An 18121-nucleotide genomic window follows, 5' to 3' on the forward strand; every position below is an offset into this window, starting at 1 on the left:
AGCTATGACAACAATCCAAATAATAACCGGCCTCGCCGGTTTTTTTGTGCAGGGTCAGCCCGTGAATGTCCCGGACTCTTTCAAGGATACATTTAATTTTCTACAAGGGAATGGAGTATATGAGGAAGGAACAATGCACTTTTTAAAACAGATGAAGAACACTATGTGGACGCATTACGATGCTTTCGTTGCAGATGCACAGGCACTGTCAGCAATCTTTATGCTCATTTTCTTTGCTATCAAATCGTATGAGATGATGTCGGGCGATAAAAAGCTGGAGATTATGCCGCTCTTACGGCCTTTCGGCCTGGTAATGGTTATTCTCTGGTGGTCGACTTTTACAAGGGTGGTTGCTTTTCCGACTGATGTGATTGCCAATAAAACCGAAGCCATGTTTGACGGTAGCCAGACGGCAGTGAATGACCTTCGCCTCCAACGTGCCAAGCTCATGGTTGAAGTGTCTGATCAGTTGCTCACTATACAGGCCCAAACGGAAACGGCCAAAAAGGAGGCAGATACCTGGTATGAAAATGCTTGGGAATCCGTCAGGTCTTCTGTAAAGGAAGGATTCTCCGAAGTTTGGAACCCGATTGTAGAGATGCGCAACCGTTTACAGGTCGGTCTGCAACTGCTTGCAACTTCCTTATTGGAAACGATTGCTTTGTGGTTCTTGCGTATATGCGTTTATGTGATCTTTATTATCCAGATCATTTTTTCAACAATATTGATCATTCTCGGGCCTTTTTCAGTAGCGGTCAGTATTCTGCCTGCTTTTCGGGATTCGTTTAGCACATGGGTGGCACGCTTTATATCTGTCAATCTGTACTCTGGCATTGCGTATTTGGTAATGTATGTTGCATCCCTTTTTCAGCAATATGCTATGGAAGCAGAAATTACCCGTTACCAGGAACTGGTTGGTACATCAGGAGCTAGCATGGAGAAACTTAGTGTGTTTGCAGGAAATGGTGTCCTCTCTTTCGGGATTGTTATTGGAACGTTTATCATCGGGGCACTGACCATGCTTACCGTTCCCAGTATATCCACATGGATCGTTTCCACCTCTGGTATTACCTCCGCTGCTTCTTCAATGGGTAGAGGAGCATCCAATATGTCCCGCATGATGACCCGCATGATTACTAAAGCATAACACATTATTCTTTAACTCCGATTTGGCTGCTCTAACGGGTGGCCATTTATTTTAAATCCAATCTCGATGATCATCAAAAATATTGAAAGTAAGGTCAGGCTGGCCACATTCCTATCTGCGGGCAGTTTCTTTACGGCTATTATTATGGTATTAATTGTCTGCTTTTTTGCCTACAAACAGGTAGCCGATGCCCGTAAAAGTGTTTACCTTCTGGATGCAAACAGCGTTCCGCTTTTGGCCAGGCAAACGGATGTACAGATGAACCGGGCGGCAGAATACCGGGCACATATTAATCTGTTTCACACCCTCTTCTTTAATCTTACTCCCGACGATAAGTTTATTGAATATCAGATGAAGCAGGCCATGTACCTGATTGATGAAAGCGGTGCTGCCCAATATAATAACTTAAAGGAAAAGGGATATTTTAATTCGATCCTTTCCTCAAGTGCTGTACTTACTGTCCGTACAGACTCCATTTATGTGGATGAAGCAAAAAAGCACTTCCGCTATTACGGTACGCAAAAGATAGACCGCAGAAGTTCAACCATAATACGCTCTCTAATTACCGAAGGCTACCTAAGTGATCTTAAAAAACGCTCGGACAATAATCCGCATGCCGTACTGATTACGCGCTGGAAAACTTTGGAAAACCAAGACCTTGAAAATGTCCAGAAAAGCAATTTCTGAACAGGATAACCAGGTTACTCTGTTCAGTGAACTAAGAAAAGAATTCGCAGGGTACTTTACCCTGCTTTCACAGCGACGAAACCAGTTTTTGCAAAGATATCCAAGGCAAGTTTTTATGGGTATGCTGATCTGCCTCGTCATCTCTGTTGTGCTTGCATTTTCGGTAATGCGTCAGAAGAAGGCATCAACCCCATCAGGGATTGGGAAGGCCGGAGCCGAGATGACTTCCGGGTTGGGACAGATACTAAATACCGGCACTGCCTTGAAAGAAATACTGGAGCTGCAAAGTCAAGTTGAAATTATTCTTAAAAAAGACAGCCTGAATCAGGCCGATAGCCTTTTGTTAAAAGCGGCATTCGAAAGGCTGGAATCCATTAACAAAAAATTAAACCCCAAGCCATGAAGATAGATTTTAAAAAGCCACGGTACATTATACCGCTGATTATACTGCCTTTTGTGTGCATTTTCTTTTATGTCTATAAGAGCAGCTTTGGTAAAGAAACACCACCACAAGCAGGTAAAGACTCCCTGCAAGTAAACCTTGCCGGTGTATCTGATCAGGTCAGAAACCAGGCGCTAACAGATAAGCTGGATGCTTACCGTAATGAGTATAAAAAAGCAGATGGTTATACTGCTATCGGGCAGATCCAGGAAGAGCAGGCAAGTAATCAGGATCCAAATTCTTTATATAATGATAAAGAAAAGCGAATGCTTGACTCTATCGAAAAAGCCATGAACCGAAAATATGGAATGGCCTCACAGGAAAGGCCAATCGGTTCCAATACTAATTTTCCAGATGCTTCCCTCCCGATCAGGAAGTTAAGATCGCCAGAACAGCAGGATAAGGCTCTCGCAGAAGCTTTGGCAAAAATGAACCAACATCCTCCGGTTACCGGTTATCGCCAGACTGCACCTGAACAAACAGATCCTATGCAGCTATTCCGACAGCAAATGGCTTTAGTTGATAGTATGGGGAAAGCCAATGACCCCGATTACAAGGAAAAGCAGCAGCAGAAGCAACAAGCCGAGCTGTTGGAAAAAGACTTGAAGAGTAAGAAAAAATTGTCTGTCAGTAAATCTGATGCTAATGCCCATGTATTTAACACCATAAGTGCCGATCAAAGCGAAACTTTTATTACTGCGATCATTGACCAGGACATTACCGGCTATGCAGGCTCACGTTTAAGGATCCGCTTATTGGAGGATATGATGGCGGGACGCTTTTTGGTTAAAAAAGGCACTTATTTGTTTGCCCAGATCTCCGGTTTTAGTGGCCAGCGGGTTAACCTTACCATTACCACGATCATGCAGGGAAAAAATATCCTGCCCGTAAAACTGGATGTTTATGACAACGATGGGCTTCCGGGCCTGTATGTCCCGGCCTCAGCTTTCAGGGAATTTACCAGGGAATTAGGCGGCAGTACCAGCCAGGGCATTACGCTTCAACAACAAGCTGAAAATAACAATCAATTGGTTATGAGTATGGTTCAGAAAATGTTTCAGTCAACAACAACCGCTGTTAGCAAACTGATTCGCCAGAATAAAGCAAAGCTCAAATATAACACGATAGTCTACCTCATAGATCCCGACGAATTGAAAGCCAATCAAAACAACTATTAAATCTTTTTTTATGAAAACGATATATGTCATTTTACTGGTTGTGTTCAGCCTGTTCCAGGAAGTGTATGCACAAAGCGTACCTGGTATCTACCGAAAAGACTTGCCGGATATTTTTATTAGCGAGGGAATTTCACTTCATTTTATTTCGCCGGAACCTATTATTTATGTAGATATATCTACATCGGGGATAGCAGGCGATCTGCCAGTTAAGAACATACTTCGGATAAAAATTAAAACTGATTCCCTGAATGTTGAGGCAGGCTATATTGGCGTGGTTACCATTATAGGAGAAAGCTTTATCGCACAATATAACCTTCGGTATGCAGGTGTTCTGCATCCAGTGATTAGTTCGAAAGTGCAAATTTTACCAGAGCAAATGAGTCCATTGGACGTGCCAGGTATTAGCCTGACAGGACAGGAAATGAAAGGCTATGCTTTGGCAATATTAAAAGATCACAGCAGGTTTATTGTAAGGAAAGAAAATGCTTACGGGCTTAAAGCCACGCTGAACCATGTTTACACCATAGGCGATGATATATTCCTGGACTTAACGTATAAGAATGAGACGAACCTGGCTTACGATATCGATGAGCTGCGTTTCAAAATTGAGGATAAGAAGATTAATAAAGCTACCAACGTACAATCAATAGAAATTAAACCAGTCTGGCAGCTTTATCCCGGAACCAGCTTCAATAAAACCTTCCGAAATATTTATGTGCTTAAAAAGGTTACGTTCCCTGAAAACAAGGTGCTGAACATCGAGCTCACTGAAAAACAACTCTCCGGAAGGGTGATTACCCTTCCGGTAAAATACAAGGATATCCTGAAGGCAGATACATTCTGAATCCAACATCAAGAAATCATGGATACAAACCCCTTTAATATCTACCTGCCCAAAGTGGTAATCGGCGAACTGGGCGTGGTCTTCCTGATCGATGCTCCGCAGCGTACGCTTATTCAGAATGGAACTTTTCCGCCTAATACCATCGCACTCGACAAGCTACCCAAGTTCAGGGGCCAACACGTGATGATATACGACTGGGAGCAGCACAATCATCTTAGCGACGACCGTGAACTCATTCTGCTTCCTAAAGAATTGACGGCCTTAGCTCAAACGCCTTCGGACGAAGAATGCGACCGGATCAACCTGGAAAGCCGGGAGAACGGCTACGGGTTTCAACTGGCGAACCAGGAGCTGAATGACCGGCTCATGGGGAAACTCCCCACCATAGAAATGGCCGGCCATACCTTTTATATCGACGTTCGGCTCTGGCAATTGAGGCTCAAAGATGATCCGTTAACGTCCATATCCCTGAATGAGATCAGTCCTTACGAACATGATGTAAAAGCGACCTTTCTTTATTCCCCCTCGACGCGATCGGTCTTTCATCCCGACTGGCGGGCGACAGGGATCCCTGACGGGGTTTTGGCAGTACAGACCCCAAGTATTGTCCATTTAGACCCGGTAGGGCTGGCGCGGTACTTTAAAAAACAGGACGGCTATTACTTGGATCGCTATGATTTCCGTGCGGAACAAAGGGCAGCTATCGTTCCGCTGGCCGAGACCAATTTTGCTATCCTTTTTGAGGCGAACCGTGATGCCGGGCAAAACCACCAGCATCCCAAACGGTAAGGCATTACCCTGTGAATCAACCAGGGCGATCCCGGACGCCGACCGCTCCCTGATCGCTTTATATTAACCCTTAACAAATTGACTTTGGGGAACTGGTAGGCACAATAATGTCTATGCATTGGACATGCACCAGCAGCCCGGAAGGGGAATTTAAATTAATCGAACAATTCTAAATCACTTATTATGGAGGAAACAAAAGAGCAGCAGTCACTGCATCGCTTCCTGCAATTCGGTATTTACCTTTCGGTAGCCTTTGACATCCTGCTGTTCGTTTATGCGCACAAGATCATCGGCAATGCCGCGAGCGTGCGCTACGGCCTTTCCCATTTTTTAGAACGCATCGACAGGATCATTATCTACCACCATCCGCTGAACAGCAAACTGTTTACGCTGATCCTGATCTGCCTGGTGTCCGTTGGAACGCTCAGCCGGAAGAAAAAAGACCTGAACCCTAAAAATTCCATTGTATATCCGCTAACCGCAGGCCTGTTGATTTTTATTGGTGGACTTTGGTTCTATGGAAAAACCGCCGGAGTTCCTCTCCCTAACACGAACTGGTATGATATCGGGTATATAGCATCCGCTTTTTTGGGTGCCATCCTGATACATGTTGCAATGGATAATGTATCTAAGATCATAAGCTCCAATTTGGGCAAGGATAAATGGAATGTCGAGGGCGAATCCTTTATGCAGGCTACAAAACCAAAGATTACTCCCTATGCAGTTAATATTCCAACATTATTTTATTACAAGAAGAAAGTCCATAAAGGTTATATCGTACTGGAAAACGTATTTCGGGGAACGTTGCTTTGCGGAGTACCCGGCAGCGGTAAAAGTTTTGGCGTAGTAATGCCTGTGATCAGGCAATTTCTGGCCAATAGCTTCACGTTATGTTTATACGATTTCAAGTTTCCGGATCTGGGTAAAGTTGCTTACTATCATTATTTACTGGCTAAACAAAACGGAAAATGCAAGAATTATGAATTCCACGTAGTCAACCTTAGTGAACCAGAGAAAAGCAGGCGTCTGAATCCCTGGCGGGCAGCTTATTTATCTACCCTGGCTGATGCGTCTGAAACCGCTGAAGGTCTGGTCGAGGCGATGAAAAAAGGAGATAAATCAGGAGGTAGTGATCAGTTTTTTACCCAGTCAGCCATCAACTTCCTTGCCTCGTGCATTTACTTTTTCAGTAAGTATAATGGAGGGCAATACTCAAGTTTTCCTCATGTACTTGCTTTCCTTAACCTGTCTTATGAGGACATATTCAGCACCTTGTTTAGCAATAAGGAACTTGCTTCATTGCTATCCCCTTTTATGACTGCCTATAAAGCTCGTGCTTTTGATCAGTTGGAAGGTCAGGTTGGAACACTTAAGATCTTTATTAGCCGTCTGGCCACTAAAGAAACCTTTTGGGTATTTTCCGGTGATGACTTCGATCTGAAGATCAGCGATCCGGCACATCCGGGAGTCCTTGTACTAGCAAATGACCCAAATACTCAGAGTATAAACTCGGCTTGTTACTCGGTTATTCTTAACCGGATAACCCGGCTGGTCAATTCCAGAGGTAATATACCAGTAGGCTTGGTAATCGATGAGGCACCTACTTTATACTGCCATAAAATCGAAAATCTAATCGCCCAGGCCAGATCCAATTTGACCGCTGTTCTTTTGGGACTTCAGGAATTGCCTCAGCTAAAGCAGCAATATGGAAAGGAAACTGCCGCAACCATAACAGCTGTAGTAGGTAATGTACTTTCAGGGTCGGTACGAAATAAAGAAACGCTGGAATGGTTGGAGCGGCTGTTTGGCAAGGTTAAACAAGTAGGCGAAAGCCTCTCTATTGACAGGACTAAAACATCTGTATCCCTGAACGAAAAACTCGAGCCTTTGATTCCTGCCGGAAAGATCGCCTCTTTAAAAGCAGGAGAAATGGTTGGCATTCTTGCTGCCGATGCGGTAGAAAAGTTTACTGGCCAGTACGAAACCTCCGCTGTTAACTGCCGAATCCATCTGGATTTAAAAGCGATCAAAAAAGAAGAACAGGCATATCGTGAGCTTCCTGCTTACTATGATTTTAAAGGCCGGAAAGAAGAAGTACTGCTACAAAATTTCAATAAGATAAATAGCGAAGTACAGGAGATGGTCAGGCAGTTTAAACCTATGGCAGCGCCTCAGCCTGCCCCAACTTCAAAAGGATCTATGAAGCCTGGCTTCAGAAAATAAGTCTTTTTCCGGCTTAAGATACTCAATCATTTTTCACTTAAAAATTAAAGTTATGGAAGAACGGCGAAGCCCTCCTTCCAACCTTAAAAAACAAATTATCATGGAAGAATTAACTGGTACTGTAGTTCTGGTTCACCCAGAGCTTATGAATGATCCTGTGAACCGTCAGGGTCATGTTGGAATTGTTGCCACAGCAGATCTTGGACAAGATGAAGTATTTGTGGGTTTTGGCAAAGGGCCTTTAGGTCTGTATTCGGTCGATGCACTGCTTGTATTAAAACCACACAATGAAATCTATAAAGATCTGCTAAACCACGTTCAGGAACTGGATGCCCAGGATTTTAAGGCCATGCTACGGATCAGTATGCTCCTGGAAGCGGGTTCACCCAAACAGATTAAAGATGCAATGGAACTGGCTATGACCAGTTATCAGACTTTATCTCACAGCACAATACCCTTACAGGATAAGCTCAACCCAATCAGGGAACAAATCCAGGCTGAAGAGCGGGACTTTGTTCACGCTCGTTAGGTTGTTTTAATTATTAAAACTTATGAACTGCTATAAAGAATAAATTGTTATGGATGAATTGGTAGATAAAGTGGTTATGGTACATCCCAACCTGACCCAGGATCCTGCTAACAGGCAGGGGCAGACGGGAACGATTACAAATGTCGTGCATGAGAATGATGAGGTATTTGTGCGTTTTGATGACAATAATATAGGCTTATACAGCTCTGATGCTTTATTCTTATTAAAGCCAGCATCTTTAATACTGGAAAGCCTTCGTTCCGCTATTTATGGAATAGATTATCTGGACAGTAAGGATATTGTGGGAATTCTTGACGTCTATGCACTGCAAGCTTCAGGTCAGATAAAAGAAGCATTGGAACTTGCTATCAGTAATGAAACGGTGCGTATCGCTTCCATAGTATTCGTAGATGACTGGATCGACCGTGGCTATACCGATGAACAAGACCGTGGTCAAAGTCCAAATATAAGCCGATGAACTGGAACGCTGGGGGTAAAGGCGTTATCAACTGCATTACTTTTCTGCTTCTTTTGTCACCAGTAAAAATTACCGCCCAGGATATTCACCGGCCAGGCGTTCCTGGAGTCAATATCAGTCTGCCCTTAGCACATTTGATCGTCACTTCATCTTTTGGATGGCGTATTCAGCCGATACTTGGCAAACCAGATTTTCACCGTGCGGTGGACCTAGCCGCCCGAAATGACCCTGTTTATAGTATAATGGATGGTATAGTTTGTGAAACAGGCAAACATCCCATTCTGGGCAATTATGTGAGAATAGGCCACGGGAATATTCAAAGCATTTACGGGCATCTTTCTCATTCGCTTGTCAAAACTGATCAGACGATTTTGGCCGGTCAGCCGATTGGTATTACCGGATCCACAGGACGAGCGACCGGGGAACATTTGCATTTCAGTATCGTGTTCGGTGATAAGTATATCCATCCGTTGCTTTTTCTCAAAGGAGCAATGGAGCAACAGGTATCCAGCCCACCATTCACTAAAAACTAAGACTTATGAAACAATATTTAAAGAAAGCCCAGCAATCACTTGAGAATAAACTCAATCAATTGCTAGAGGGTGAAACTATCGATTTAAACCCAGATGAAGCAGCCGTTTATGGTGTAGATCAATCCGATTTTTTGCCCGCAGAAGAGGAGGTAGATGATGGCCGGTGAAAAAGCAAAAGCCCTGCATATTCAGGTCGCCGAAAAATTGATCGAACAGCTTAAGGCAGGAACTGCTCCCTGGCAAAAACCCTGGAGCAGCGAAAATCTGCCAGCTTTTGAATTGCCTTATAATGTCCAGACGGGTAATCGCTATAAAGGCATCAATACTCTAATGTTATTGCTGGCTGAACGGGAGGATCCTCGATGGATGACGTTTAAGCAGGCTGCAGCCAGTGACTGGCAAGTTAAAAAAGGTGAAAAAGGCACTATGATCCAATTTGTTAAAACGACGGATCAACAGACCAAGCGAGATGAAAAAGGGAAACCGGTATTGAATGAACAGGGGCAGGCCGTGAAAATAAATTTAAAACTCGATAAACCGATTATTACTTCGGCCTGGGTTTTTAATGCTGAACAGATAAACGGCATTCCTTCTCTTGAAAGGCAAGACACCAAGTCTTCAACCTGGAATCCTCTTGAGCGTGCAGAAAGCCTTATTAAACAATCCGGGGCTGTCATTCATCACAGGGCAGGAGACCGGGCTTTCTACAGCCCATTAGCTGATCAGATTACTATGCCTCTCCGCGAACAATTTGATGAGCCAAGTAAATACTACGCAACCATCCTGCATGAACTGGGGCACTGGACTGGGCATACAGACCGTCTGGATCGGAGTATCATGAACAGGTTCGGGACTGAAGATTATGCCCGTGAAGAACTCCGGGCAGAGATCGCCTCCTTATTGATTGGTCAGGAACTCCGGATCGGCCATGACCCAGCGCAGCATGCCGCTTACGTTGATAGCTGGATTAAGGTGTTACAAGAAACTCCCTTTGAGATCCATAGTGCAGCTGCTGATGCCGAAAAAATCTTTAACTACCTGAGCAGTATAGAAAGGAAGCAGGAAATAAAAGCAGAAATAAGCACCAAATTCTTATCTATAGGTGATGAAATTCCCTATAAGGAAACTGTATATAAAGTTCAGGGGCATTTAAAACACGGCCGCCTCCGCATGGAAGATCAGAGCAATGGAAACACTTTTATCCTTTCCAGGTCTGATGGTCTTTATGGGTCCTTACTTCATGCTAAACAGGAGTTGGCTACAGGTAAAACCGTCCAAAAAACTATCGAACCACTACAAACACCAGAGCCTGAGATTGCGGCTTATGGCATTAAACGTTAGACAAACCCTTTAATCCTTCTTTATGGAAACTATATTTTTTGAAAAGGAACTGCCAATAACTGATCTGGAAAAGCTGGGGCTTTACCGGGATGGTAGCCTAATACTTGAACGTGAAGATCTGGATGCCTTGCTATCCGGCAGGCGAACAGACCTCATTACTCTTAATGAACTGCAAAGTGATGGCTTTCGTATCGAAAGACTGGACGCCAAACTATCACTGGACAGAACGCCGGAAGGAAAGATAACAATTCAACTTCATCCAATTTACAAAGAAGCGCAGAAACATCCTTTACTGGTAGATGTAGAAGCCGACCAGTTGGAACTTGGTACGCTCAGCAATGTTCAAAAAACCTACCATACACCGGAGGGTAAGAAAAAGTCCTGGGTGATCGAATACGATCCTGAAACCAAGGAATTTATATCCTATGACCCCGATAGGGTCAAAGTACCGGAGAAAGTTAATGGGGAGACACTTTCGGATATTCAAAAGGAACTGTATCGGAATGGCGGCCCCGTACAGCTTTCCGATGGAACATTATTACAGCATCGGGCTAGTGAACGAAAAGGAATACTATCTGACCGTGCCGCACTGGTGCTTTCTGTACTATTAGATGGCGGTCTTTCCTATTTAGTTATAAGAGGTCTCCGGAATATCTTAAATAATCCTAATCCCCAAAAGGACGAATATTCTGAAGCCTATAATCAGGCAAGAAGGGAAATTGAAAAACAACGGATTGAGAACATGCCACCAAATCCTGATGTTCGGCTTCAGGACAATAATCGTAAATCACAGCATAATCGGGGGTACGGACGTGGAACCTCCAGGTAATCATGCTCCCTTTTTTAGCGGCTTTGGGTATCAAGTCCCCAGTGCAGCATTTTTTTGAACCTTGGCTGGAAGTAAGCTCTGAAACAGAATTACAGTTTTCCTATACAGATCAGGCAATTAACCGAAAAAAAAGGGAAGTCATAAATGCATATGGTAGCCTTATTCCGTCAACAACCGGGATTTGGTGTGCGGGTGCTCATCATCCACATACAGTCAAACATAACTTTCTTTTTTATTCAGCGATAGAAGTCCTAAGTTTTTGTAGCATGAATACAGACTGGCTGGCAAAGCCAGGTAACGTTGCATTTTCAGCGCTTGGTCTATGCCCTGTAGCCAGTCAGGTTGAGATGCTCCGATCCAGATTTCCTAACGCCCGTCTGCATACTGTTTTTGGAAATGATGTATTAGGAAGGATCGCGGACTGCAAAGTTGCTTTATGGGCTAAAGGAAAGGATGCTGATTTTCATATGCATCAGGATATAATTATTGCACAGTACAACAGTAAGACTTTCCGAATACCCGAGCCAATATTTTCTCTTCACTTCTTTGAACAGAAATGTAGTCTTCGGGCAGGCATCCGTACCCATAAACCAAAAGCAGGGTTTACCACTTTTCTTGAACTTCTCAAAGAAGCACCTTGATAAAAAGATAACAGCGCTAAACACTAAACTTATGATTCCAGAGCAATTTAAGATCAACACGTTGTTGAAAGTAAACATATTTGGCCATGCGGTTGATGTGAACTATGCCTATTACTGGCCAAGAATAAAAGAAGAGCAACTAAAGCTCAAAGATGAAGGTCCGCTGGTTAGCCACATCGAATTTCGCTCTGACTCTAAAATTATCAGCGAAACTGGATATCGTTCACATTTCTTTCACAGTGTCCTCCTGGAAGATACCACCAATGAAACAGTTCAGCAGCTTGTAACCGAAATTGGTGAGATGCTGGCCAAAGAAAACGGCTATGAGCCTAGATCTCCAACCAATCAAATGAGCCTCTTTTAATCATCACTCAATTTTCTATTTATTCACTTATTAAAATCAAATTATCATGAACGAAAAAAATCTCGATTACCTTAAAAAAGTTCTGGATAACCTGGGTTTTGGAACCCGGCTTAATGATGTCCTGGAAACTGCTATCCGCCGGGAGATTCCCCGGTTTACCTTGGGTTTAAACAATACTCATAGGCCCGCTGAAGTAAAAGATCAGAACATACCAAGAACAGACCATATTCGGTTTGAACTGAATTTTAACAAAGCCAAAGAAAGCGATATGTACTTCCTGAATGATTACCTGGTTACTCTCCGTAAACAAGGAGAGCCTGTGCCGCGCATACAAACATTTGACTTGGAAAGAGATCATCGTATCACGGCTTTACAGGCATGGAAACTATTATCTGGCTTATCTTTTGAAAAGGATGTTTATCCAAAACAGAACAGCGAAGAAAAAAATGCTGAAAAGCCAGAGAAAACAAAGGTGTGGTTTAAATTAAATCTTGACGTTACGGATGCTTACGGTAACCACCCATTACGTACATTCTACCCCGAATATCAATACAACTTGTCGGACAGCCTGGCTAAATATCCGTTGAAAGGCTTAGAAGATGCAATCAAAAAAGAAGAAGTATTAAAAACCTTGAAATATGGCAACTTCCAGGATGCGGAACTTACAATCGGAAAAAAATCAATACCGGTAATGCTTGCAGCTAACCCTCAGATGAAAACCATTGATATCTACGATAAAAACGGGAGAGAGATCCGCGATGAAGAGATCTTTCCTGAACGAGCGGCTGCTCAAAACGCAAAAGCGGAAACTTCAGCTGGGGTAAAAAATGAAAAAAATGCTGTAACCCAGTCAGCTCCGGAAAAGACGGAACAACCGTGGAAGCAAGAGCCGGAACTAGCAAGCGCCAAAACTATAGGGAGGTAAGTCCTAGTAATTTCCCTTGACTTGCAGGAGAGCGGATATCCCTTTGCGCATATGTACCATGTTTACGCTGGGTACGCTTTAGCGCCGGAAGTCCCGCACACCTTCAGGCACCCAAGCCTGGAAAGAACAGCCCTAAACTTCCCGTTTTTCAAACGGCTGGGCTGTTCATGCCAGGCTTTATCATTCCCGCCCGCCTGGACGCTGATCACTACCACTTTAAATCTTATAAAATGAAACGTTTACTACAAAAGGTCGACCGGGTCAGAGCATCCGGAACAGCTACGCTAAATCTGGATCCAGTCTCTCCCTATTATAATTTGTCAGGCAAAAGATTCAAGGTTGAAAGTATGGGTACCCCCGGTTACAATTGCCGGATTACACTGTTAATCGATGATAAGCCAGTGGATTTTACCATAAATGATATCCTCTGACCAAACTCAGATCTAGTTTACACTTAAGTTTTTCCAGCATGGGTACATTAAGATTACGAACTCCCAATAACTATTATGGGCTATGCAAAAACATTGCTCTGGGAGCAACAAAAAACGGGTGCTTACATGAGAAATTGGAAGGTGAATAAGAAAATTATTTACCAGCTAAAAAAAGAAAAATTAATATGAATGACGTTTCTTTTGGTCATAAATCCATTGCTCGAACTGACGCTCTTTCTGTTTACGCTGAGCGCGTTTTTTCGATCTGGAGTTAATATATAACACAAGCAGAAACAATACACCAAAAGCAACAGGTACAGCAATCGTGGAATTTTTCATGCTTATACCGGCCAGCATAATGCCGGTAACGATAATTGAGGTGAGTAGGAAAAGAAGTATTGTTCTCATAGCCTTATTGCTTTAATTAGCTAACCAAATTACAATAGATAACGCTTACTCAAATTTACGAAATTTAGTACAAACAACAAAGTAAATGGCTCATCGATACTCTGATTTTGTATTCTAAGGTGTTTGAAGAAAACAATAATTTATTAGAGACAATGATCCCCAGAGCATTGCCTGTTGATCACAGATACGGCAATGGACAATTGCTATTCAGAAAGCCGCCCCGTTAAATATATGACAAAAGTCTATATCGAAGCTAAGGGTGTTATCGAAATAAATAATCGTTCCTTACAGTGCGTCAATAAACTGTTAATAGCATCGGACGACTGGTATTTATCCCAGATCGCTGTAATAAATAACCCCAATAAGACTCAGTAATAGGCATGTTTACTAAATAAATATTCAGGGTGATAACAAATAAGTTGCGCGCGAAACATAGAAACGGTATTTAAATACTTGGTAATTTGGTCGCGATCTTGACCATTATAAAGTACCTTTGAGCTAGGTATAAAAAGGAAATTTTATATATTTAAAGAACGTTAAAATCATCGCTACAAGAAACATTTTATTATGAACCAGGACTTAATGATCAGATTGTTCCGTTCCATCGATGGGGAGCCAAAGGACGATATAGTTAAAGTCGCCGAGGTTATTATTGATGATGAACGCAAGAAGGGACACATGCGCTTAGCTGACCGTCTAAAAAACATACTTGACAAGAATATTAATTATCACCAGTCTTTTAAAGGTGAACTCAAAAACATACTTGGCAGTCACGTTAGCATCCCTACCGACAAAAGAAACAATATACCCTTAGCCAACGAGATACCCCGTGAGCAGCTTCGTTATGAAATGATCCTGTCTCCAGAGGTTGAAGAAAAGATCCAGCGCATAGAAAAGGAATACGTTGCGCGTGAGCGCTTGGCCCATTTTGGATTAAAACCGAGGAAAAGAATCTTAATGCACGGTTCTCCCGGCTGCGGTAAAAGTATGAGCGCAGAAAGGATCGCCTGGAATATCGGGCTGCCCTTTTTAAAGGTAAAATTTGAAGCCATCATATCCTCTTACCTAGGTGAATCGGCCTCTAATTTAAAGTTGCTGTTTGAAGCTATTAAAAGCTATCCTTGTGTACTGTTGTTAGATGAATTTGATTTTATAGCAAAAGCGCGTGACAACAAACAGGATGTGGGCGAAATGCACCGGGTAGTCAATATTTTATTGAATGTGCTAGAAGATTACGATGGCCCAGGAATCATTATTGCAACTACCAATTTGGAAGGTTCCATTGACAGGGCTTTATTCAGGAGGTTTGACGATATTATTGAGATGCCCAAGCCTGGCAGGTCTGAGATCACTGAAATTTTGAAATCCACTTTAGGATCTATCAAAACGTCCAAAGAAATAAAATGGAGTGTCTTAGCCGGAAAGATGGTTGGCTTCTCTGCTGCTCTGATCGTAAAAATAGCTAATGACGCGGCCAAGCTGTCAGTTATAAAAGGCAATGATAGCGTCGATGCTTGCTATTTTGACGAATCTTTAAAAGAGAATCAATTATATATCAAATCATAAATGGCAGAATTCCCGCATCTGCCATTAGTACAAACCATCACCGGTATCCATAAACCGCCGAAAGGTGGGGGCAACAACGCTCTTGATCCCCGAACCAGCAATAATCTTGCAAACAGAGGCCAGCACGGACAAAGCCTGAAGAACATCACTACGGGGCTGAGGGATGATCGGAGCAAGGTCATCGACGAGCGAAGAGCAGCAGGTTTACCGGACCTGCCGGGGCAGGACGCCATCCCCATATTTTTGCAGGTTGATACCAAGTTGTTTAACATCGAATCCCTTCGCGGCATGGGAATTGAGATCATCGCAGAAGAACTGGATGGATTTATAATCGGTGCCAGCAGTGATGGCTTTACTTCCTTACATGCCAAGATCGATAAATTCATTAACGAAGAAGGAAAATTCAAGAACCAGGCTGCACAGTTATGGCAGATCGTTGCTGGAAACCAATGGCGCGCCCAGCAAATCCTTTCTGAAGAGCTCTTTGCAAAATGGCCAAACATTGCGGACGATGATACGCTTATTGTGGATATCTCCGTCGCGTGTTATATAAATAAACCCCCTCAGCCTGTTATGGAGGAAGGGGAGGAAGAACAACACTACCAGGCGAAGCCGGCAAGATGGGAAGCCAAAATTCAGGAGATAGAGCTTCAGAAATCTGATCTTGCGGATGAACGGGCAGAATCGATCCAGGAATTTTTATCGGTATATAGTGCTGACATCAACCCTGAAAGTGTGCAATTTGAAGATAGCTTTTGTTTTCGGGTCACTTTGCCGGGACAGGCTTTAAAAGATTTTGTCCTGAACTATCCTTACGTCTTTGAAGTGATTGAATACGTTGAGGTTGATGCTCCTTTAATCATTGACGGGGAAGTGGTTGAAAATGATCTGGACATCGTAGCCCCGCAAGATAATGCCCCTAAAATATGTATTATTGACAGCGGGATGCAGGAAAACCACCGCCTGTTAGCACCGGCGATTTTAGCCCTGGAATCTGTAAACTACGATCCTTTTGATGCGACAACGGCCGATTTGGTTGCGCAGGGCGGACATGGTACTAGGGTTACCGGAGCGGTGCTGTACGGCGAGGATATCCCGGCTCAGGGGTCGCACCAGCTGCATTGTTTTATTCTAAATGCCAGGGTGTTAAATCGCGATAATATGATGTCCTCCCAACTTTATCCTCCAGCGTTAATGGGCGATATCGTTTACAATTTTGTTGATTCAAAAATATTTAATCTTTCCATAAATACGACCATACCTTGCCGGTTGGTACATATGTCTCCCTGGGCCGCCGCCATTGATCAGTTGTCGCATGAAGAAGAAGTGCTGTTCATTGTGTCTGCTGGTAATTTAAAAAAATCCACAGGTGTGGTTACTAATCCCGGCATCATGGAACATGTGGCTGCTGGAAGAAACTATCCACAGTATCTGCTGGAAGCAAGTTGCCGAATCGCCGATCCTGCCCAAAGCAAATTTGCCATAACGGTCGGGTCAGTATGTCTTGGTGACTTTGAAGACCCTGACAGGATCTCTTTTGGCCAGCGTGACACAATATCCTCATTCTCAAGAACTGGTTTAGGACTATGGGGTGGTATTAAACCGGAAGTTGTCGAATACGGCGGTGATTGGGTTAGAGAGAAGCTGGGCACTAACCTATCCTATGAAAACTCAATTAATCCGCTGCTAGTACGAGCTGGTGGAACCGGAGTTGACCGGGGAACGGTCGGGACTTCGTTTTCTGCTCCGAAGGTAACGCATATCGCTTCCAAATTACAGGCGGCATTCCCTAATGAAAGTGCATTACTATATAAAACATTAATAATACAATCAGCCAGATTGCCTCAAAACTTATTCAGGACACCCACCCTGACAGCCATGCGGATGTTTGGATACGGTATGCCCAATTTGAACAGAGCAACGGAAAACTCCGAAAGGAGGGTTACCCTTGTGGAAAGTGCAACTGTAAAACCGGGCGTCGCCAACCTTTACACGATTTACATTCCACAGGAGCTCAGACGGCCGGGAGAGGATTTTGATATCCTCATCGAGGTAACATTATGTTACACGGCTAAACCCCGTCGAACACGCAGGAGAACGCAATCTTATTTGTCGTCTTGGCTCAGTTGGGAATCATCAAAGATCGGCGAATTATACGATCCGTTTAAAGCCAGGGTATTGAAACACATGGAAGATCCTGAAGCTGACTCAGTGGAGGATAACAATTCAATTAAATGGTCTGTCTGGTCAAACCCAGGATGGGGTACGGTAAAAGGATTAAAAAGACAAGACAGCGCAACGCAGAAAGATTGGATTGTTGTTAAATCCAATACTTTGCCGGAACAATTATCCTTCGCCGTTATCGGCCATAAAGGATGGGAAAGAGATCTTTTCGAGGAAGTGCCTTTTTCTTTTGCCGTAAGCCTCGAAGTGCTTGATGGTGAACTGGAAATCTATGAACGGATCAGGGCAGTCAACCAGGTTGAAGTTGAGCAGCAAATTCAAGTAGTGATTTGATTTGAAGCACTGCGAGATATTATGCAGCTCTTATTACGTCGTTTTTCTAATAAGTATGATCACAGCCATCTTGCAGCTGTTTGAAAGCTAAAAGCGCCAAACGATTTAAGTACATTACCGACTCCGTTATAGTATGATGTATCCACTAAAATTTCTGAGTCTAGAACTTTTTGCTAAAATATTTAGTTATAAAATCGTAGATTGTCCTGGTTAAAACTCATTATGGTGTAACGGCAAATATTACCAAGC

Annotated in this window: 21 protein-coding genes; 20 read left to right on the top strand and 1 reads right to left on the bottom strand. The window is 43.2% G+C overall.

Annotated features, from left to right (window positions below; translation table 11 throughout):
* The first annotated feature begins 4 nt into the window (after positions 1-4).
* The 17 genes from P2W76_RS16330 (at position 5) to P2W76_RS16410 (ending at position 13381) form a co-directional block, all read left to right on the top strand.
* A complete protein-coding gene (locus P2W76_RS16330) occupies positions 5-1147 on the top strand; it encodes a plasmid transfer protein (RefSeq protein WP_276348967.1) in 1143 nt (380 codons plus the stop codon).
* Between the two features lie 66 nt (positions 1148-1213).
* Positions 1214-1834, top strand: a complete 621-nt coding sequence (gene traK, locus P2W76_RS16335) for a conjugative transposon protein TraK (protein ID WP_276348968.1) — start codon at positions 1214-1216, stop codon at positions 1832-1834.
* Positions 1812-2237 (top strand): hypothetical protein, encoded by a 426-nt coding sequence (locus P2W76_RS16340; RefSeq protein ID WP_276348969.1) that lies wholly within the window; start codon positions 1812-1814, stop codon positions 2235-2237. Before traK ends, P2W76_RS16340 begins: the two co-directional genes overlap by 23 nt.
* Complete coding sequence (gene traM, locus P2W76_RS16345; protein WP_276348970.1) at positions 2234-3454, top strand: conjugative transposon protein TraM; 1221 nt, start codon at positions 2234-2236, stop codon at positions 3452-3454. Before P2W76_RS16340 ends, traM begins: the two co-directional genes overlap by 4 nt.
* 10 nt (positions 3455-3464) lie before the next feature.
* Complete coding sequence (gene traN, locus P2W76_RS16350) at positions 3465-4298, top strand: conjugative transposon protein TraN (protein WP_276348971.1); 834 nt, start codon at positions 3465-3467, stop codon at positions 4296-4298.
* Between the two features lie 18 nt (positions 4299-4316).
* Complete coding sequence (locus P2W76_RS16355; protein WP_276348972.1) at positions 4317-5087, top strand: hypothetical protein; 771 nt, start codon at positions 4317-4319, stop codon at positions 5085-5087.
* Positions 5088-5270: 183 nt separating this feature from the next.
* Complete coding sequence (locus tag P2W76_RS16360) at positions 5271-7310, top strand: TraM recognition domain-containing protein (RefSeq protein WP_276348973.1); 2040 nt, start codon at positions 5271-5273, stop codon at positions 7308-7310.
* 100 nt (positions 7311-7410) lie between these two features.
* The gene (locus P2W76_RS16365) at positions 7411-7839 is read left to right on the top strand and encodes a hypothetical protein (protein WP_276348974.1); all 429 of its coding nucleotides are present in this window, start codon (positions 7411-7413) and stop codon (positions 7837-7839) included.
* Between the two features lie 49 nt (positions 7840-7888).
* Entirely contained in the window at positions 7889-8317 is a 429-nt protein-coding gene (locus P2W76_RS16370; protein WP_276348975.1) for a hypothetical protein, read from the top strand.
* Positions 8314-8850 carry a M23 family metallopeptidase gene (locus P2W76_RS16375; protein WP_276348976.1) on the top strand — a complete coding sequence of 179 codons (537 nt, stop codon included), beginning with the start codon at positions 8314-8316 and terminating at the stop codon, positions 8848-8850. Before P2W76_RS16370 ends, P2W76_RS16375 begins: the two co-directional genes overlap by 4 nt.
* 5 nt (positions 8851-8855) lie before the next feature.
* A complete protein-coding gene (locus P2W76_RS16380) occupies positions 8856-9017 on the top strand; it encodes a hypothetical protein (RefSeq protein WP_276348977.1) in 162 nt (53 codons plus the stop codon).
* Positions 9004-10191, top strand: a complete 1188-nt coding sequence (locus P2W76_RS16385) for a zincin-like metallopeptidase domain-containing protein (protein ID WP_276348978.1) — start codon at positions 9004-9006, stop codon at positions 10189-10191. Before P2W76_RS16380 ends, P2W76_RS16385 begins: the two co-directional genes overlap by 14 nt.
* A 22-nt stretch (positions 10192-10213) precedes the next feature.
* Positions 10214-11020, top strand: coding sequence for a DUF4099 domain-containing protein (locus P2W76_RS16390; RefSeq protein WP_276348979.1), 807 nt, complete (start codon positions 10214-10216; stop codon positions 11018-11020).
* A gap of 266 nt (positions 11021-11286) precedes the next feature.
* Positions 11287-11661: a hypothetical protein gene (locus P2W76_RS16395; RefSeq protein WP_276348980.1), complete on the top strand. Its 375-nt coding sequence runs from the start codon at positions 11287-11289 to the stop codon at positions 11659-11661.
* A 31-nt stretch (positions 11662-11692) separates the two neighbouring features.
* Positions 11693-12025, top strand: coding sequence for a hypothetical protein (locus P2W76_RS16400; protein ID WP_276348981.1), 333 nt, complete (start codon positions 11693-11695; stop codon positions 12023-12025).
* 46 nt (positions 12026-12071) lie between these two features.
* The gene (locus P2W76_RS16405; protein ID WP_276348982.1) at positions 12072-12950 is read left to right on the top strand and encodes a hypothetical protein; all 879 of its coding nucleotides are present in this window, start codon (positions 12072-12074) and stop codon (positions 12948-12950) included.
* Between the two features lie 230 nt (positions 12951-13180).
* A complete protein-coding gene (locus tag P2W76_RS16410) occupies positions 13181-13381 on the top strand; it encodes a hypothetical protein (RefSeq protein WP_276348983.1) in 201 nt (66 codons plus the stop codon).
* Between the two features lie 180 nt (positions 13382-13561).
* Here P2W76_RS16410 and P2W76_RS16415 read toward each other — a convergent pair whose 3' ends face one another.
* Positions 13562-13789, bottom strand: coding sequence for a hypothetical protein (locus tag P2W76_RS16415; protein WP_276348984.1), 228 nt, complete (start codon positions 13787-13789; stop codon positions 13562-13564).
* 231 nt (positions 13790-14020) lie between these two features.
* Between P2W76_RS16415 and P2W76_RS16420 the strand changes: the two genes are divergently transcribed.
* The 3 genes from P2W76_RS16420 to P2W76_RS16430 all read left to right on the top strand — a co-directional run bounded on the left by P2W76_RS16420 (position 14021) and on the right by P2W76_RS16430 (position 17872).
* Positions 14021-14164 carry a hypothetical protein gene (locus P2W76_RS16420; protein WP_276348985.1) on the top strand — a complete coding sequence of 48 codons (144 nt, stop codon included), beginning with the start codon at positions 14021-14023 and terminating at the stop codon, positions 14162-14164.
* A 192-nt stretch (positions 14165-14356) separates the two neighbouring features.
* A complete protein-coding gene (locus tag P2W76_RS16425) occupies positions 14357-15355 on the top strand; it encodes an ATP-binding protein (RefSeq protein ID WP_276348986.1) in 999 nt (332 codons plus the stop codon).
* Positions 15356-17872: a S8 family peptidase gene (locus P2W76_RS16430; protein WP_276348987.1), complete on the top strand. Its 2517-nt coding sequence runs from the start codon at positions 15356-15358 to the stop codon at positions 17870-17872. It begins immediately after the preceding gene.
* Positions 17873-18121 lie beyond the last annotated feature (249 nt).

This window comes from Daejeonella sp. JGW-45 (assembly GCF_029360805.1).
GTDB lineage: Bacteria > Bacteroidota > Bacteroidia > Sphingobacteriales > Sphingobacteriaceae > Daejeonella.

Coding starts and splice junctions, on each gene's coding strand:
- P2W76_RS16405 (WP_276348982.1), top strand. CDS start 12,072: ATGAACGAAAAAAATCTCGATTACCTTAAAAAAGTTCTGGATAACCTG.
- P2W76_RS16380 (WP_276348977.1), top strand. CDS start 8,856: ATGAAACAATATTTAAAGAAAGCCCAGCAATCACTTGAGAATAAACTC.
- P2W76_RS16365 (WP_276348974.1), top strand. CDS start 7,411: ATGGAAGAATTAACTGGTACTGTAGTTCTGGTTCACCCAGAGCTTATG.
- P2W76_RS16330 (WP_276348967.1), top strand. CDS start 5: ATGACAACAATCCAAATAATAACCGGCCTCGCCGGTTTTTTTGTGCAG.
- traK (WP_276348968.1), top strand. CDS start 1,214: ATGATCATCAAAAATATTGAAAGTAAGGTCAGGCTGGCCACATTCCTA.
- P2W76_RS16370 (WP_276348975.1), top strand. CDS start 7,889: ATGGATGAATTGGTAGATAAAGTGGTTATGGTACATCCCAACCTGACC.
- traN (WP_276348971.1), top strand. CDS start 3,465: ATGAAAACGATATATGTCATTTTACTGGTTGTGTTCAGCCTGTTCCAG.
- P2W76_RS16400 (WP_276348981.1), top strand. CDS start 11,693: ATGATTCCAGAGCAATTTAAGATCAACACGTTGTTGAAAGTAAACATA.
- P2W76_RS16360 (WP_276348973.1), top strand. CDS start 5,271: ATGGAGGAAACAAAAGAGCAGCAGTCACTGCATCGCTTCCTGCAATTC.
- P2W76_RS16385 (WP_276348978.1), top strand. CDS start 9,004: ATGATGGCCGGTGAAAAAGCAAAAGCCCTGCATATTCAGGTCGCCGAA.
- traM (WP_276348970.1), top strand. CDS start 2,234: ATGAAGATAGATTTTAAAAAGCCACGGTACATTATACCGCTGATTATA.
- P2W76_RS16390 (WP_276348979.1), top strand. CDS start 10,214: ATGGAAACTATATTTTTTGAAAAGGAACTGCCAATAACTGATCTGGAA.
- P2W76_RS16355 (WP_276348972.1), top strand. CDS start 4,317: ATGGATACAAACCCCTTTAATATCTACCTGCCCAAAGTGGTAATCGGC.
- P2W76_RS16340 (WP_276348969.1), top strand. CDS start 1,812: ATGTCCAGAAAAGCAATTTCTGAACAGGATAACCAGGTTACTCTGTTC.
- P2W76_RS16420 (WP_276348985.1), top strand. CDS start 14,021: ATGACAAAAGTCTATATCGAAGCTAAGGGTGTTATCGAAATAAATAAT.
- P2W76_RS16425 (WP_276348986.1), top strand. CDS start 14,357: ATGAACCAGGACTTAATGATCAGATTGTTCCGTTCCATCGATGGGGAG.
- P2W76_RS16395 (WP_276348980.1), top strand. CDS start 11,287: ATGAATACAGACTGGCTGGCAAAGCCAGGTAACGTTGCATTTTCAGCG.
- P2W76_RS16410 (WP_276348983.1), top strand. CDS start 13,181: ATGAAACGTTTACTACAAAAGGTCGACCGGGTCAGAGCATCCGGAACA.
- P2W76_RS16415 (WP_276348984.1), bottom strand. CDS start 13,789: ATGAGAACAATACTTCTTTTCCTACTCACCTCAATTATCGTTACCGGC.
- P2W76_RS16430 (WP_276348987.1), top strand. CDS start 15,356: ATGGCAGAATTCCCGCATCTGCCATTAGTACAAACCATCACCGGTATC.
- P2W76_RS16375 (WP_276348976.1), top strand. CDS start 8,314: ATGAACTGGAACGCTGGGGGTAAAGGCGTTATCAACTGCATTACTTTT.